Here is a 16,599-nt window from a genome sequence, read left to right on the forward strand (position 1 = left end):
TGCAGATGGAAATCCAAGGAATGGAACGAATGAATCAACAACTGATGGATCATGTGGGAAAAGTGATTGTGGGAAAAGAGCATACCATAGAGCTGGTGATGACAGCCATCATAGCGTCAGGACATGTGCTGCTGGAGGATGTACCGGGTACTGGGAAAACGATGCTTGCCAAATCGGTAGCCTCTTCATTGGACTGCACATTCCAACGGATACAGTTTACACCGGACTTGCTACCCTCTGACTTAACAGGGATTCATTTTTTTAATCAAAAAGAAGGGGATTTTGAATTCCGACCCGGCCCCTTGTTTGCCAATCTTGTACTAGCCGATGAGATTAACCGTGCTACACCGCGTACACAATCAAGCTTGTTGGAGTGTATGGAAGAGCGCCAGATCAGTATTGATGGTTCAACGAGACAGCTGGAACGGCCATTCATCGTTATCGCCACCCAGAATCCTGTAGATAACCAGGGAACTTTTCCGCTACCTGAAGCGCAGATGGATCGTTTTATGATGAAAATTCGTATGGGTTATCCAAGCAGTGAAGAGAGTGTAGAAATTTTGAGACGTACGGTAGCCAGTCGTTCTGTTGATGATCTCTCGGCAGTGATCAGTCGTGAAGAACTTTTGAAGGCGCAGGATACGTATAAAACAGTGCAAATTAACGAAGATTTGCTACGATATATCATTCAGTTAACCGAAGCGACAAGGCAACATCCCGAGCTCTCGCTTGGCGTAAGTCCACGAGGGGCTCAGGCATTACTCAAGGCAAGTCAGGCATGGGCTGCACTGCATGGCAGGGATTTTGTTTTGCCTGATGATATTAAAGTACTGGCGGAACCTGTGCTGGCCCACCGACTGGTATTCCGTAACCGCATCAGACAACAAGAGGGCTTGGCTGAGCGTATCATCCAGGAACTTCTGAATCAGACAGAAGTGCCTACGGAGAATCTCGCTACAAGCGGGCGTTAATCTTATGGCATTATTATGGCTTGTCCTTGTTGGAGGCATTGTCGTTGTTATACATGGTGTGTGGTTTGGACGACCTGCACTGCGAAAACTCAGGTACAGCAGACAATTCAGCAAGCTGCGTTGTTACGCTGGAGATGAACTTGAGATGGTGGAGACGATATCAAATGAGAAACGAGTCTCCGTACCGTGGCTCAGACTTGAATCGATGATGCCAGTGTCGTTTGTATTTCGTTCCGGCTCAGGTATGGATATTAGTCAAGGCGAAATCTATCAGAACCATAAGAGTATTTTTACGTTAAAACCGTTTACTCGTATTACGCGCAAGCATCCTTTTACATGTACTCAGCGTGGGATTTATCCATTAAATACAGCAACGATGACAGGTGGGGATCTCTTTGGCGTGTGGCGTTCCACCAAACCGATTCCTCTGCAAATGTCAATGATCGTGTATCCTTCATTAATGAATGCAGAGGATCTTCCTGCAATTTATCAGGTATGGCAGGGAGAAGTGGAAGTATCACGATGGATCGTTGAAGATCCTTTCTTGATCCTGGGTGTTCGGCCTTATGGTGCAGGCGACCCCATGAATCGTATTCACTGGAAAGCAAGTGCACGTACAGGTGAATTACAAGTCTACAAGCAGGGATGGACGGCTGATCCGCAATCCTGGATTGTAGTCAACATTCAGGAATCTGCAGATATGTGGAGTGTTGTCACTCGACCGGAAAAGATTGAACGGGCACTCCGTTACGCTGCCACGGCTGCAGTGGATGCCATCGGTAGAGGACTACCGGCAGGGTTCGCTCATAATGGTTATCATGTGGGTGGAGGGCGCGATACACTTCGGATTGAGCCAGATTATGGCACGCCTCATCTGGAACGGTTACTGGAAGCTATGGCTGAGACAGAGTTGAAATGTATGGTGCCCATGGAGCAATTCCTTAATGATGAAGTACGTCTGAATGAAGAAGCACAGCAAATCCGCAGCTATCTGCTGATTACATCCTATGTATCTGCCGCTATGGAGTACGAGATTGCACGTCTGCACGAACAAGGACATCGTGTGACGATTCTCCCGGTGGAGGACATGAAGGGTAATACGAAGGTGGTGAGTGCATGAGGAACAGACCGGTAGCGACGACCAAAGGACTCATAGCGATGCTTGCCGTCTTGATGGCGGGCATATACCTTTTTCCGATATTTACGCTTGCTTCATTCTACGCAATGGAACATTTGCCGTTCACATTATTCATCATGGTTGTTCTTGTAGGTTGGTTGGGACAGTTCATTCAGCATAAAATTCCAGGTTTTAGCGAGAAGAATACATTCATTCGTGGAGTAACGGCACTGGTCATAGGATTTCTCTTCGCACTCGTTGTTGGGATGAGCCTCATTCTCCCGTTGCCGGATATCATCACATTGGTACTGTGTGGAGTCATCTCGGCTTATGCAGGGCTGACCTTCCAGCCAGTCTTTCATTCTGTGTTGTTATGGCGCTTGCAGATTATGGGTGTAATCAGTGCGATCGTGCTTATGATTGCTTCGAACTCGTTGGAATTCATGCAGCCGATACGAACCTATACCCTATGGATCTATATTGCAGGAGTGATCAGTTTTGCCTTTTGGCTGGTTGGACGATATATGCTGCAACTGGATCAGGCAATACTCAATGATGGCAAGAGAAGATTGGTATTAAGAGATTTTGCACGTGCGAATCATCAGCGGTTCATGTGGATGTTTATTGTTATCGTCGCGATTGGTGCTTTCCCAAGTCTGGCTGCCTGGCTGGGACCACTACGTGATCGCTTGCTCGCATGGATCAGGGGATGGTTTGGTCCGATTTCCGGCGAGGAGCCACGATTACCAATGGACAACCCCAATCAGCCGCTAAATATACCGAATGACTGGAGAGAGCCGCCATCCGAGCCCTCAGTCTTCTGGAACATCCTCGGATGGGTAGTGATGTGTGCTGTAGCAGGAGCAATTCTGTGGCTGCTTCTGAGGTTGGGACAAAAAACGATAAACAGACTTATGGATCGATTCAAGGGGATGTTACAACCAGGTGAAAAGAAGGCAGAACCACGGACGGAGTATATCGATGTCAGTGAGACGCTTGATGCGCCAGCAAAAGTCCGAAAGAATTGGTTTCGGAAGAAAGAGGCGCCCCCTGCACAGGATGCTGAACGTGTTCGGTATTACTATCGGACTTGGATTGAAAGAGCTGCTCATCGAGGCGTGGTAATACAAGGGACGCACACTCCGCTGGAGGCTGCACAGACCATTATTCAGAATGGTGTGAAGGTAGAAGAAGATGAGCTGTCTTCGAGACTGCCAGATACGTATAATGCCGTCCGTTATGGAGAGAAAGCTCCCGATCGTTCCGATATGGTTGAGATTGACCGAATCTGGAGATCTTATCGAAGTAAATAAGTCCGGAATCCCTTTACTTTTCTTGTCACGTTCAAGTATCATGAGAGGAATACACAAGTTGGTCAGAAAAGGAGCAGACATTAATGAAGACAAATCATTGCAAAATTGTAGATTGTACGATTCGTGATGGCGGATTGGTGAATAATTGGGACTTTAGCGTGGACTTTGTTCAACAGCTATATACTGGATTGAATGAAGCTGGCGTTGATTATATGGAAATTGGATATAAGAACTCTCCGAAGTTGCTTAAAGGCGCCGAGGAAGCAGGACCATGGCGTTTCCTGAACGATGATTTCCTGCGTAAAGTTATTCCTCAAAAAGGCAATACCAAACTGTCTGCACTGGTTGACGTAGGTCGTGTGGACGAAAATGATATCTTGCCTCGCAGTGAGAGCATGCTGGATCTGATCCGGGTTGCCTGCTACAGCAAAGATGTAGATAAGGCACTTGCACTGGTTCAAACATTCCATGATCGTGGATATGAAACTACACTGAATATTATGGCACTCTCCAATGTTATGGAGAATGAATTGCTGGAAGCATTTGAATTGATCAAAGAAAGCGCTGTGGATGTTGTTTACATTGTAGACTCCTACGGTAGCTTGGACCATAATGATGTGAAATATCTGGTAGAGAAGTTCAAGACTCACTTGCCTAACAAGCGTCTTGGTGTTCACACACATAATAATATGCAACTTGCGTTTTCTAACACATTGGTTGCGGCAGAACTTGGCGTTGAACTGCTTGATGCTTCTGTGTATGGTATGGGACGTGCGGCAGGAAACTGTCCAACCGAATTGCTTGTAGCTCATCTCAAAGGAACAAAATACAACTTGCGTCCAGTGCTTGGTGTATTGGAACAGTTGATGGTTCCACTGAGAGAAAAAGAAGAATGGGGTTACATTCTGCCTTACATGATTACAGGTGCGTTGGACGAGCATCCACGTTCAGCGATGGCGATTCGTTCATCGGAAGACAAGGATAAGGTTGTTGATTTCTATGATAAATTAACAACACCAGAAGTGAATTTTGATAAGTAATATAGTCTGAAATACAGTTGCCAAATAGGAAAACATGGACTCTAACTGGAGATCCATGTTTTTTTAGTTCTTAATGCCTTGTTTTTCTCTATATTTATGAATAAATATTCCTAGGAGTAACTATTTTTTAGTTCACGTATACAAAATTAAATGTTATTATGTACCAGATAGCATGTGTATGCATGTGAATTGAACGTTGGTTAATATGATTTTTGTCGAATCGTGTAGTAAATTTTTAAGTTTGGTTAATGTAATTCAGGATAGGTGATCCCGGGAAGGAAAACACGGCATGAAGGTTAATCTGCAAGATCAGAGAAACATAAGTTGGGTCGCTGTGTGCGGCTTATTGTGTTTCCTCGCAAGTCAATGGTTTCGTTCTTCTTCAAGCTCTGATCTGATCATATCGGGTTACCCGGTTTTGACACTCTTGGGTGGATTTGCTGCGGTAGCTGCTTGTATCGGCATTTACAATCAAAGCTGGTTGTTTCGGACACAGAAGCTAACTCTTCGGAGGGCATTATTGACAACACTCTTTTTATTGATTGGTCTGTTTGAATTGGTTCATATTGTTTCATTTGCAGAAGAGATCCCAAATGGAGCCATGATGGAATCGGAGTTCTCCTTAATGATGTCAACCATGGGATCTTTGGTATGTTCAGTAGGTTTACTGCTCGTGTATACCTTACATGAGAAAGAAATTGCATTACCACGCAAATTCTTACTGTTCAGTGGGACATTGGGTACCTTTGTTATTTTGTACATAATGGCTATTCAGGAATGGAGCATGTTGCCGAGTATGCTTGACGGGGAAGTGCTGGGTGGTATCTTCACCCGAGTTCATCTTATGGTCGGATTGCTCTATGGCATTATTGCGGTTCTTATGTTTGTGCAATGGAAAAAAACCAAAGATGCTGATCTACCAACCATTCTATGTGGCATTCTGTGTTTCTTTTTTGGTGAATGTTATTTTGTTTCAGCAACTGGGGTGAACGATCTCAATCTGTTATTAGGATTGCTGAGTAATTGTATGGCATATTTTTTCATTCAAAAAGGACTGTATACGTCCGTAGTGGACACGCCTTTCCTGCAACAGCAGGTGGCGGAAGCCAAGATGAACTATATTGCTCATCATGATGATGTAACGGGACTTCCAAACCGTCGTCGCCTTTCACAGCGGTTGAAAAAAATGATGGATGATGCCGTGGTGCAGGAACAGCTTGTTGGTGTACTGGTCCTGAATATTAATCGGTTCAAAACCATTAATGATTCGCTCGGACAGCAAGCAGCTAACCGGGTTTTGCGTCAGGTAGGTCAACGACTGAAACATTCGTCACTTCCAGGAGAAGAAGTCTTTGGATTGGGAAGAGATGAGTTTGCATTAACGATGACAGATTTTAGTTCAACCGATACAGCGTTGCGTCGGACAAGATCCATTTTGCAGCTTTTTGAGAAGCCCGTCTTGGTTGATGGCAATGAGTATCATCTTACACTTGGAATCGGGATGGCCATTTTCCCACACGATGGGGAGTCACCACTGGAGATTATTCAGAATGCAGATACGGCTTTGCACAGTGCAAAGGAACAAGGAATGGAACTGAATCGTTTTGCCCATGCGATGCAGATGAAGGCACAGGAGCGTTTGCGGCTTGAGAATGATCTGCGCAAAGCGTTGGATCGGGGTCAGTTCTACCTGGTCTACCAGCCGCAGGTTAATCTGCAAAGTGGACTAATCGTTGGCATGGAAGCCCTGGTGCGTTGGCAGCATCCGCAGCGAGGCTCGGTATCTCCGGCGGAATTTATTCCTCTGGCAGAAGAGAGTGGGCTCATTGTGCCACTTGGCGAATGGGTGCTTCGTGAGGCGTGTGCACAAAACAAACAGTGGCAGGAAGCCGGTTATCGTAAACTGTGTGTTTCGGTGAATCTGTCGATGAGACAATTCAGGCACTCCCATTTGTTGGACAATATCAATGGCATTCTCAAAGAGACGGGACTAGAGCCTGTGTGGCTTGAACTGGAGATTACAGAGAGCATGACATTTGATAAAGACCGGTCATTCGAACAGTTGCGCAAAATCAAAGAAATTGGTGTGCATATCAGTATTGATGATTTTGGAACGGGATACAGCTCGTTGCACTATCTGAAGGATCTGCCGATTGATCGGCTCAAGATTGACCGTTCATTCGTCAATGAAGTCATGGAGGACAGCAATAACGCCGCGATCGTATCCACCATCACTTCAATGGCGCATCATTTACAACTGAAAGTCACAGCTGAGGGCGTGGAGAACGAAGATCAGATGGTCTTTCTTCGCAATCAACACTGTCACGAGGCTCAGGGTTATTTCTTCAGCAAACCGATTAAAGCCGCTGAATTTGAAAAGCAGTTTTTGAGAGATGTGGATAAGCCTACAGGATAGGAAACAGCGGGGGCGCGAGGGTGCTCCTGCTTTTTTTGATGGATGTGTAATGAAAAAAATGGGAAATGTGACTTGCATGCTATAGAGGATCATGGTATATTATTATTTGTAAAAACACTGTTAAATTCCTAAGGAACTTAACAATTAAATCTTCAATCATGCGGGTGTAGTTCAATGGTAGAACTTTAGCCTTCCAAGCTAATAGCGTGGGTTCGATTCCCATCACCCGCTTAACGAAGTAGTACCGGAGCCCTTGCGATGCAGGGGCTTTTTCTATTGCCCTAAAGGAAATCCGGTGGCAACAGAGATCAGAAGATTGTTCTGTCTTCGGAGTAGCGAGTAAGTAAGTAAGTATGCTTTAGTTTAATTTATATACCCTTTGCTTTTTTACAATGATCTGGTACAATAACGGAGAAATTGATACTACACATGAATGAGAGGTAACCATACGTCCCATGAAGTAAAACACATGAATTGAACCCCAGTTAACTGCAGACGGTTTTATGACGCAGTCAGCCAGAGCGGCTGAGCAATGAGGGGATTCGTGTGTCCAAATTCAGCTATGGGAAAAGGTATGGAGCAAGTAAGCCATTGAGGTTTACGTGTACCCTGTATTTTGGGTTTCTTTGTTCATGCCGTAGCTTACCTTAGATCTGTCTTTGAATGCTTGATCCAACCCTGAATTGCCAAACCGCCGGCTGATGCCAGCGGTTTTTTTGTTCAGCAAAAAGGATGCAGGAAGGATGAGGTCTCATGATGACATTGGTACGCTTACATGAAGTATCAAAAGAGTGGAACGGTATTGAATTGTTTACAGGATTGAATTTGGAGATTAATGAGGGCGAACGACTCGCCATTTTGGGTCGCAACGGATGCGGCAAGACAACATTGTTACGCATCATTTTGGGTGAGGAGCATGGTGGTGGACGGATTGAACGTCATATTCCTCAGCAGGAATGGGGGTTCATGCGCCAGCGCTCGGAGATTGAGACCGGGATGAATGTACTGGATGCGGTCCGGCGTGAGAGCGGTCAGATCTATGAAGTGAAACGGAACTTGGAAGAACTGGAACAACGGTTGAGCATGAGCACTGAAGCGGATGAAGAGCTGCTTGCAGCTTATACACAAGTGATGGAGCAATACGAACAGTTGAACGGTTATATGTGGGAGACTGAGGTAGAGAAAGTACTGACCCGCCTTGGATTATCCGCAGAGCATTGGAATAGACCCTATCATTCCTTGAGTGGTGGACAAAAAACAAAGGCTCGTTTGGCGGGGCTGCTTGTCAGCAAACCAAAGTTCCTGATTCTGGATGAACCGACGAATCATCTGGATGAGGGAAGCATGCGTTGGCTGGAAGAGTGGTTATCCTCATATGAAGGTACGCTGTTATTTGTATCACATGATCGTACATTTATTGATCAGGTAGCAACAGGAGTCATTGAGTTCAGTCCAGATACCCTGACCAAATACAAGGGCGGATACTCCGACTACAAGATCCACAAAGAGCGTGAATTACGTGAACAGGAAACGATCTACCGCAGGCAGGAATTGGAGCGTAAGGCGCTGGAAGAAACGATTCGAAATTATCAGGAGTGGTTCCATAAAGCGCATAATTCAGCGACTGATGTGGAGGTGAAGATCACCCAGAGCTTTTACAAAGCCAAAGCTAACAAAAATATTTCACGTTACCATGCGAAACAAAAACAGCTGGAGCGTTTGGAGCGGGAACGGGTGGATAAACCTCGTGAAGCCGCCAAGTTGAACATGGAATTACAGATGAATCCACTGGCTGCACGCCAGCTGCTTGCGCTGGAAGAGGTGAGTTTTTCATATACGGGAGACAAACCATTGCTGCGCGATCTTCGGATTGCTGTGGAACGCGGCGATCGGCTTGCTGTACGAGGTCCTAATGGAACGGGCAAGACAACACTGCTGAAGTTGATGATTGGTGAACTGGAACCTTCCCAAGGCAAGGTCACACGGCATCCACAGCTGAAAATCGGTTACTTTTCACAGGAGCTGGAAGGGCTTCCCGAAAATCTGACGCTGCTGGACAGCTTGCTTACCCTTCCATCCATGACACAAAGTGCGGCACGTACCATTCTGGGATGTTTCCTATTTTCCAGAGATGATGTGTTCAAGCACATTGGGGATTTGAGCATGGGGGAAAAGTGCAGAGTGGCATTTCTGAGACTGTACTTTGGCGGAGCAAATCTGCTGGTGCTGGACGAACCGACGAACTATCTGGACATCGATACCCAGGAAGTCATGGAAAATGTATTAAAGCAGGCTTCAGGTGCTTTGGTACTTGTATCCCATGACCGGATGCTGACGAAGTCACTTGCGAATCGATTATGCGATCTGGAGGCTGGTGGCACAGCAGCTCTGTTTGAAGGAGGTGTGTCGGATTGGGAGCAGTCCACCAAACTTCGGGAGGTGGCGCTGGAGACCCGGGAATCCGATGACGAGCGGTTACGATTGGAGATGCGACTATCGGAGTTGCTGTCTCCTGTGAGCACTGCTGGAAAAGACAGTCTGACACAGCCCGAGCATTCGAATGAGCGAGCAGTCGAGGCAGTTGAGATTCGTGAAATCCAGCAGCGCCTGAAACAATTGAAAGATAAGGGTGCAAGCATTAATTAGAACATGGACGGCTTGCTATTTCGATCTATTTTGCATATAATTATGAACGATCATCGATGATTACATCGATATAGGTAAGTGTTCAAAAAGATCGGTTTTCAGTACCAAGAAGATGGGATGAAGATAGAAATGGAGTAGCGGAGCTTAGGAAAACTACGTGAGCAACTACAATGTTTCCGAAGGAAACATACTTCGTAAGCATCTGCTTATTCGGCTGAATTCCATATTCGACACTGATCATGCCGCTAGGCATCATTCGTAATCAAAAGCGGACTTTTTGACAACCTCTAGAGGTTTAACTTAAAAGCAAACGTGATGATGGAGATAAGTAAGCAGTGCCTCTGGACAGGGAGGAAGCGCCGTAGATTGAGAGCGTTTCTGTAGAACAAGGCTGCCGAAATTCACTCCGAAGCGGTTCCCTGAACCTGTTTGTGTGCAGACACAGAGGCAACAGTAGGGGCAAACGGTTAACGGTCGTTATTCCGTACAAAGTGAGACAGAACCAGTTGCAGCCAGAAGGCCACGCAGCAATGGACGTCTAACAAGGGTGGTACCACGGTCTTTTCGTCCCTTCAGGGGAGAGAAGGCCTTTTTTTGTTGCAAAAACACCACAAAAAGGGGGCAATTACACATGAAAGAACGTTTAGAGGCATTGAAGATCGAAGCGCTGGAGCAGTTGTCTGGTGTGAATGATCCGCAGACGCTCGGTGATCTGCGTGTAAAGTATTTGGGGAAAAAGGGTGCATTAACTGAGATTTTGCGTGGTATGGGTGCACTTAGTGCGGAGGAACGTCCAGTTATTGGTCAAGTAGCCAATGATGTTCGGGCTGCCATTGAGGAAGTTATCGACAGCAAGCAGGACCAGTTCCAGAAGGAAGAGACGGCGAAGCGTCTGCAATCCGAGAAAATTGATGTAACCCTGCCAGGACGTCGTGGGCGTCAAGGCGGACTGCATCCGCTGACCAAAGTGGTACAGGAGATCGAAGATATTTTTATCGGTATGGGATACCGCGTTGCGGAAGGTCCTGAAGTCGAAATGGATTATTACAACTTTGAAGCATTGAATCTGCCAAAGAATCACCCGGCGCGCGATATGCAGGACTCCTTCTACGTTACAGAAGACTTGTTGATGCGTACCCACACATCTCCGGTTCAAGTACGTACCATGCAGAGCATGAAGGGCGAAGTACCTGTCAAAGTCATCTGCCCAGGTAAAGTATACCGCCGTGATGACGACGATGCGACGCACTCTTTCCAATTCAATCAGGTTGAAGGATTGGTCATTAGCGAAAACATTCGTATGAGCGATCTGAAAGGAACCCTGCTGCAATTCGTGCGCGAAATGTTCGGTTCCCACACAGAAATTCGTCTGCGTCCAAGCTTCTTCCCGTTCACAGAGCCAAGTGCGGAAGTGGATGTAACTTGTGTACAATGTGGCGGCAGTGGCTGTCGCGTATGTAAGCAAACAGGCTGGCTTGAAATTTTGGGCGGCGGTATGGTTCACCCGAAAGTACTGGAGATGGGTGGATACGATCCGGAGAAATACAGTGGTTTTGCATTTGGAATGGGCGTAGAACGTATCGCGATGCTGAAATATGGTGTTGATGACATCCGTCACTTCTACAACAGTGATCTGACCTTCCTGAAGCAATTCGGACGGCTGTAACTTTACAATAAATAGATCTGCATTCATAGAGCAAGCGTTAGGAACGGCAACACCAATTTATAGATGAAGGAAGTGAACGTCCATGAGAGTATCGACAGATTGGCTGTCTGATTATATTTCCCTTGAAGGTGTGACGCCACAGGAATTGGCGGAGAAAATCACCCGTGCGGGTGTCGAAATTGATGTAGTGGAGAACCGCAACAAGGGCGTGAATAAAGTTGTTGTAGGTTATGTGAAGAGCAAGGAGAAACACCCCGATGCAGACAAACTGAATGTATGTGTCATTGATGCTGGCCAGGAAGAAGATCTGCAGATCGTGTGTGGTGCAAAAAATGTGGATGCAGGCCAAAAAGTAGTCGTAGCCCTGGTTGGAGCGAAGCTCCCTGGTGGATTGGATATCAAAAAAGCCAAACTGCGCGGTGTTGTCTCCCTTGGCATGATCTGTTCCGCCAAAGAGCTGGGCATGAACGATAAATTGTTGCCCAAAGATCAGCAGGAAGGTATTCTCGTTCTGCCAGAACAAACAGAGGTTGGCACGCCAATTAGTCAGGTTCTTGGTCTTGACGATCATGTGCTTGAACTGGACCTGACACCGAACCGTTCCGACTGTCTCAGCATGCGTGGTGCGGCTTATGAAGTGGGTGCCATTCTGGGTCGTGAAGTGAAGCTGCCAAGTCCCAAAGACCAACTGGTTGAAATTGGTGATGCAGCCGCGAATCATATCTCTGTAGAGATTAAGGCACAGGAGCAATGCAGTCACTATGCAGCTCGTTATGTAACTGGCATTAAACTGGGTGCTTCTCCGCTGTGGATGCAAAACCGTCTCATGGCTGCGGGTGTTCGCCCAATCAATAACATCGTTGATATCACGAACTATGTCATGCTGGAATACGGTCAACCGTTACATGCATTCGATGCGGATAAGCTGGAAAAGGGCCATATTGAAGTGCGGATGGCTAAAGAAGGCGAAACGATTGTTACACTGGATGGACAGGAGCGCAAGCTGGAGCCGCACATGTTGCTCATCACGGACGGCGTGAAACCTGTAGCCATTGCTGGGGTTATGGGTGGCGAGAATTCCGAGGTATCGGAAGGCACGGTGAATCTGTTGCTGGAGTCCGCCAAGTTCGACGGCGGAACCGTTCGGAAAACGTCGCGCCAACTGGGGCTGCGTTCCGAAGCAAGCATGCGTTTTGAGAAGGAAGTAGATCCGGGTGCAGTCATTACAGCTTTGGATCGTGCGGCTGAACTAATTCAGCGTTATGCTGAAGGTGAAGTGCATCAGGGAATCGTGGAAGCTGGAGCAGAAGCTGCGGAGAAACGTGTGATTCAATTGTCGCTGGACAGACTGAATCGTTATCTGGGAACCGATCTGTCTTTGCTTGAGGTAAAAACCATCTTCGCTCGTTTGCACTTTGCATGTGGTGATGCTGATCAAGGATTGCTGGATGTGGAAGTGCCAACACGCAGAGGGGATATTACGCTTGATGTAGACTTGTTTGAAGAGATTGCACGCCTGTACGGATATGACAACATTCCGACCACATGGATTGAAGGACCGACGACACCGGGAGCATATACACGCTCTCAAGCGATGCGTCGCACGATTCGTGGATTGCTCTCAGGCAGTGGCTGGCAGGAAATGATCAGTTACTCCTTTGTACACCCGGATAAAGCGACATTGTTCCCGGCATTGACACAAGGCAGTAAAGCTGTGAAACTCGCGATGCCTATGAGTGAGGACCGCAGTGTGCTTCGTACGAGTATTTTGCCGCAAATGCTGGATGCAGCGGTGTATAACATGAACCGTAAACAGGATTCACTGGCTGTATTTGAAGTGGGCAATGTGTTCTTCACCGAAGAAGATCAGTTGACCAAGCAACCACATGAAATCCCAGTACTGGGGCTGCTTCTCACCGGAAATCGTGCAAGCCAGCAGTGGAATGTTGGAGCGGAGAAAGTAGACTTTTTCGATCTGAAAGGTGCGCTTGAGCATCTGTTCGCCTATGTGGGGCTTGAACAACGCATTCGCTTGGTAGCAAACAGCCCTGAAGGGTTCCATCCGGGACGTTCCGCATCGGTTTACCTGGAAGGTAAGGATGGCGGGGAAGGCACATTGATCGGTACATTGGGTCAATTGCATCCGGAACTGCAACAGCAGTATGATCTGAATGATGTATACATCGCAGAGATTGCACTTGAATCGATCTACAGCGAAGCAGACGCTGACATTCGTTATCGTGAGCTTCCACGTTTCCCAGCCATGGAACGTGATATCGCGGTTGTTGTGAATGAGGATGTTGAAGCTGGAGATATGCTGCGCGCCATTCGTGAATCGGCGGGTGAATTGTTACAAAACGTACAGGTATTCGATGTGTTTACTGGCAGTAAACTGGGTGAAAACAAGAAGAGCGTGGCGATGGCACTGGTATACCGGAATCGTGAACGTACACTCACCGATGAGGAAGTTACTGAAGTTCATGCCCGTGTAGTGGCTCGTCTGGAAGAGCAATTCGGAGCGGAATTGCGTAAATAGGACAAAAGAAGATTTTTTGAACAAAGATTAGCAGGAATTGTTTGAAGTCACATCGAATCCTTAGCATTAGAGGATCGATGTGACTTTTTTGTGATTACAGCTTAGAATCAACATACAGACTTGAAGGAGGGCACAACTGTGACTACACCTGATCGTACACGCGTCACCGTAGAGATCTACGGGACTTCCTATAAACTGGTTGGCAGCAGTGCCGACTATATGAAACAAGTAGCTAACCTGGTAGATGAGCGTATGGGCGCAATCTCCAAGCAAAATTCCCGTCTGGATACTCCGCGTATTGCGGTACTGGCGGCTGTACATATGGCTGAACAGTCTCTTCAGACTCAGGAAATCCGTAATGAACTGAAGATGCTCACTGGAGAACGTACAGAACTGAGAAACGAATTGAATCGGTTGAACGCCATACAAAATGAACATCAACAAGAATTGGAACGGCGTGACCAGGCTCTTGCTGATTTGCAAAAGCTGAAGATTGAAGCCGAGCAGGCGTTGCAAAAGTCCGAATCGGACAAAAATTCAGAGATAGCCAAGTTGAATACGTTGTTGGAGCAAGAACGCGCTCAAGCAACGGAGCGAGTGCAGAAATTGCAGGCGCAAGCGACGGCACAACTGAAGGAAGCAGAAGCCAAGGGAACGAAACAGCTGAAGGAAATGGAAGAGAAAGCGGCTAACCAGCTTAAAAATGCACAGGTACAGGCTGCTTCCCAGCTCAAAGAAGCTCAGAACCGTTCTGCAGCCGAATTGCAGCAGGCGCAGGCCAAAGCTGCGGCACAATATAAAGAGTTGCAGGACAAGACTGCAGCTCAATTAAAAGAAGTCGAAAGCCGTGCCGTTGCAGAACGTCAGCAGATTGAAGCCAAGGCTGCGCAGCAGGTTCAGACAGCCAAGGAAGAAGCCGAGTCGGCTATTTTGTCCGAGTTGGAGCAGGCAGAGAGCAATCTGAAGAAAGCTCAGGAAGAAGCGGCACTGCGATATCATGAACTTCAGCAACAGATGGAACTTCGGCTCCAGCAGGCTGAAGAAAAAGCGTTGCAACAGACACAAGAGCTCACGGATCAGGCGAATCGGGAACGGGCTGACTTGCAGGAACAAGCGGAGCAGCAGCGCATGACTGAGATAAATCAGTTGAATGCGGAGTTCAAGGCGTTATCCGAGCAGTTGGAACTCGAATGGATGGAGAAAGAAGCAGCCCTCGAGGAACAATTGCAGCAAGCCAAGGAAGCAGCAACATCCCAGGCGAAAGAAGCCGAAGCGGCGGCAGAGGCCTTGTTGCAAGAAGAACAGGGCAAGCTCAAACAGCAACTTGAGGAACAACGTAAACAGGCAGAGACTCGACTATTAGATGTCGAAGAACAATTAGAAGAGGTAATGACCCAGCTCATCAGTGCACAGGACTTGGTTGCAGAGCAAGAACAGCAGCTTCAGAATGAGCGTGGTCAATTGGAATCGTTACGTCATGAGCATGGGGTCCGTAAACAAGAGCAGGAAGTCCAGACTCGCCGAATTACGGAACTGGAACAACAACTGGAGCAGTTGAAAGAGGACCGTTCCCAGTTACAGGAGCTTCTGCGTGAAACGGAACAGGCTGCCCAGCAATCCCGTGATTCACAGGAACAATGGAAGCAGAAGTATAATGAAACTGTGGATAGAGAAACCTCTCTCACAGCACAGTTGCGCAAACTTCAGGAGCAACATGCACAGCTTGAACAGGAAGCCCAAAAGCTTCGTGAGGCTGAAGTGAAGTCGGAAGAGGAACAGCGCAGACTGCAAAAAGTGCTTGAACAGGCTCATGCTGCGGTGCGTACATTGCAGAATGAGATCGGTACGCTTACGGAACGTGAGCAGTCCTGGAAGAACCTTGCTGAGCAGCGATTGGCTGAGATCGGGGACCTGGAGAATCAGATTCTTGAAGTTGCTGAACAAAACGAAACGTTGGAGTCTGGTGTGCAATCCCTTCATGATGAACTGTCCGTGGTGAAGGAAGAGTCTCGTTTTAACCATGAAGAGGCTGTGCAATACCAGAAGGATGCAGAGCTTTTGGAAGAGAAACGCAATCAGCTTGAAGTTGAGCTAAATGTTGTTCGGGAAGAGCTGAACCGACTTCAGGATAACTATAAACAAATCCGTAATGATTACAGTGATGCATTACAACGGGAAGAGAATTACAGTTCCAAGCTGGATGAATTGAGCAAGGAGAAACAAGAGATTGTGAGCGCACTTGAAGAAGCGAGACAGTCTTCAGCTAAACTTTCCGAGCGCTACTCGGAGCAAGAGAGCCGGCTAGCCCAGACTGAGGAAGAAGCATTGGAGTGGCAGATCAAACACGAAGAACTGTCAGCCAAACAGGCCGAGTTGGCATCCCGTCTGGAGCAGTTGACAAGACGTGAAGAAGAACTTCACTCAAGCGTTGAACAAGCAGAGCAGAACAACCAGGTGTGGCAACGCCGTGCAGACGAATGGGCGGCTCAGGAACAATCCTGGCAGGAGCGCTGGGCTGCACTTGAGAATGAACTAACGGTTTGGAAGAGAGAAAGTGCTGCAAGTAGTGAGTTGCTGGAGGGGCTGGAGCAAGAACGACAGCAGCTGGACAAGTTACGTGCAGAAGCGACCCAAGAGAAAGAGATCATGGAAACTGAACTGCTTGCGATGGGGGAGCGTTACGAACTAGCGGCCAATCAATTACGTTTGTTACAGGTTGAACGTGAAATGGAGCAGGAGAAGGCTGAGCAGCTGAACACGGAATATCGTCAGTTGCATGATGAATATACGAAATTGCAGACGGAATATAACGAATGGATTGAATTGATTGAACAGGACCAGACCTAGCGGATTGATTGTAGCAGAACTGGCTCGTTTGCAACGCACTCTGGTAC

At 47.2% G+C, this 16,599-nt stretch carries 9 protein-coding genes and 1 tRNA gene; all 10 read left to right on the plus strand.

Features of this window, described 5'->3' with window-relative positions; all coding sequences use genetic code 11:
* Window positions 1-5: 5 nt before the first annotated feature.
* The 10 genes from ACE04G_RS14005 (at window position 6) to ACE04G_RS14050 (ending at window position 16,552) form a co-directional block, all read left to right on the plus strand.
* A complete protein-coding gene (locus ACE04G_RS14005; protein WP_017689647.1) occupies window positions 6-971 on the plus strand; it encodes an AAA family ATPase in 966 nt (321 codons plus the stop codon).
* 4 nt (window positions 972-975) lie between these two features.
* Window positions 976-2,091, plus strand: a complete 1,116-nt coding sequence (locus ACE04G_RS14010) for a DUF58 domain-containing protein (RefSeq protein ID WP_221822903.1) — start codon at window positions 976-978, stop codon at window positions 2,089-2,091.
* Window positions 2,088-3,401, plus strand: coding sequence for a DUF4129 domain-containing protein (locus ACE04G_RS14015; protein ID WP_221822905.1), 1,314 nt, complete (start codon window positions 2,088-2,090; stop codon window positions 3,399-3,401). Before ACE04G_RS14010 ends, ACE04G_RS14015 begins: the two co-directional genes overlap by 4 nt.
* Window positions 3,402-3,484: 83 nt before the next feature.
* Window positions 3,485-4,441 carry an aldolase catalytic domain-containing protein gene (locus tag ACE04G_RS14020; protein WP_221822907.1) on the plus strand — a complete coding sequence of 319 codons (957 nt, stop codon included), beginning with the start codon at window positions 3,485-3,487 and terminating at the stop codon, window positions 4,439-4,441.
* A 289-nt stretch (window positions 4,442-4,730) separates the two neighbouring features.
* Window positions 4,731-6,857: a putative bifunctional diguanylate cyclase/phosphodiesterase gene (locus tag ACE04G_RS14025; RefSeq protein ID WP_449004142.1), complete on the plus strand. Its 2,127-nt coding sequence runs from the start codon at window positions 4,731-4,733 to the stop codon at window positions 6,855-6,857.
* A gap of 160 nt (window positions 6,858-7,017) precedes the next feature.
* Window positions 7,018-7,088 (plus strand) — tRNA-Gly (locus ACE04G_RS14030).
* Window positions 7,089-7,610: 522 nt separating this feature from the next.
* Window positions 7,611-9,503 (plus strand): ribosomal protection-like ABC-F family protein, encoded by a 1,893-nt coding sequence (abc-f, locus tag ACE04G_RS14035; protein WP_449004141.1) that lies wholly within the window; start codon window positions 7,611-7,613, stop codon window positions 9,501-9,503.
* Window positions 9,504-10,134: 631 nt separating this feature from the next.
* A complete protein-coding gene (pheS, locus tag ACE04G_RS14040; protein WP_017689641.1) occupies window positions 10,135-11,169 on the plus strand; it encodes a phenylalanine--tRNA ligase subunit alpha in 1,035 nt (344 codons plus the stop codon).
* An 82-nt stretch (window positions 11,170-11,251) separates the two neighbouring features.
* A complete protein-coding gene (gene pheT / locus ACE04G_RS14045) occupies window positions 11,252-13,705 on the plus strand; it encodes a phenylalanine--tRNA ligase subunit beta (protein ID WP_449004140.1) in 2,454 nt (817 codons plus the stop codon).
* 138 nt (window positions 13,706-13,843) lie between these two features.
* On the plus strand, window positions 13,844-16,552 hold the full coding sequence (locus ACE04G_RS14050; RefSeq protein ID WP_449004139.1) for a hypothetical protein: 2,709 nt from the start codon (window positions 13,844-13,846) through the stop codon (window positions 16,550-16,552).
* The last annotated feature ends 47 nt before the right edge of the window (window positions 16,553-16,599 follow it).

Source organism: Paenibacillus sp. AGC31 (assembly GCF_057334655.1).

Coding starts and splice junctions, on each gene's coding strand:
- ACE04G_RS14005 (WP_017689647.1), top strand. CDS start 6: ATGGAAATCCAAGGAATGGAACGAATGAATCAACAACTGATGGATCAT.
- ACE04G_RS14010 (WP_221822903.1), top strand. CDS start 976: ATGGCATTATTATGGCTTGTCCTTGTTGGAGGCATTGTCGTTGTTATA.
- ACE04G_RS14015 (WP_221822905.1), top strand. CDS start 2,088: ATGAGGAACAGACCGGTAGCGACGACCAAAGGACTCATAGCGATGCTT.
- ACE04G_RS14020 (WP_221822907.1), top strand. CDS start 3,485: ATGAAGACAAATCATTGCAAAATTGTAGATTGTACGATTCGTGATGGC.
- ACE04G_RS14025 (WP_449004142.1), top strand. CDS start 4,731: ATGAAGGTTAATCTGCAAGATCAGAGAAACATAAGTTGGGTCGCTGTG.
- abc-f (WP_449004141.1), top strand. CDS start 7,611: ATGATGACATTGGTACGCTTACATGAAGTATCAAAAGAGTGGAACGGT.
- pheS (WP_017689641.1), top strand. CDS start 10,135: ATGAAAGAACGTTTAGAGGCATTGAAGATCGAAGCGCTGGAGCAGTTG.
- pheT (WP_449004140.1), top strand. CDS start 11,252: ATGAGAGTATCGACAGATTGGCTGTCTGATTATATTTCCCTTGAAGGT.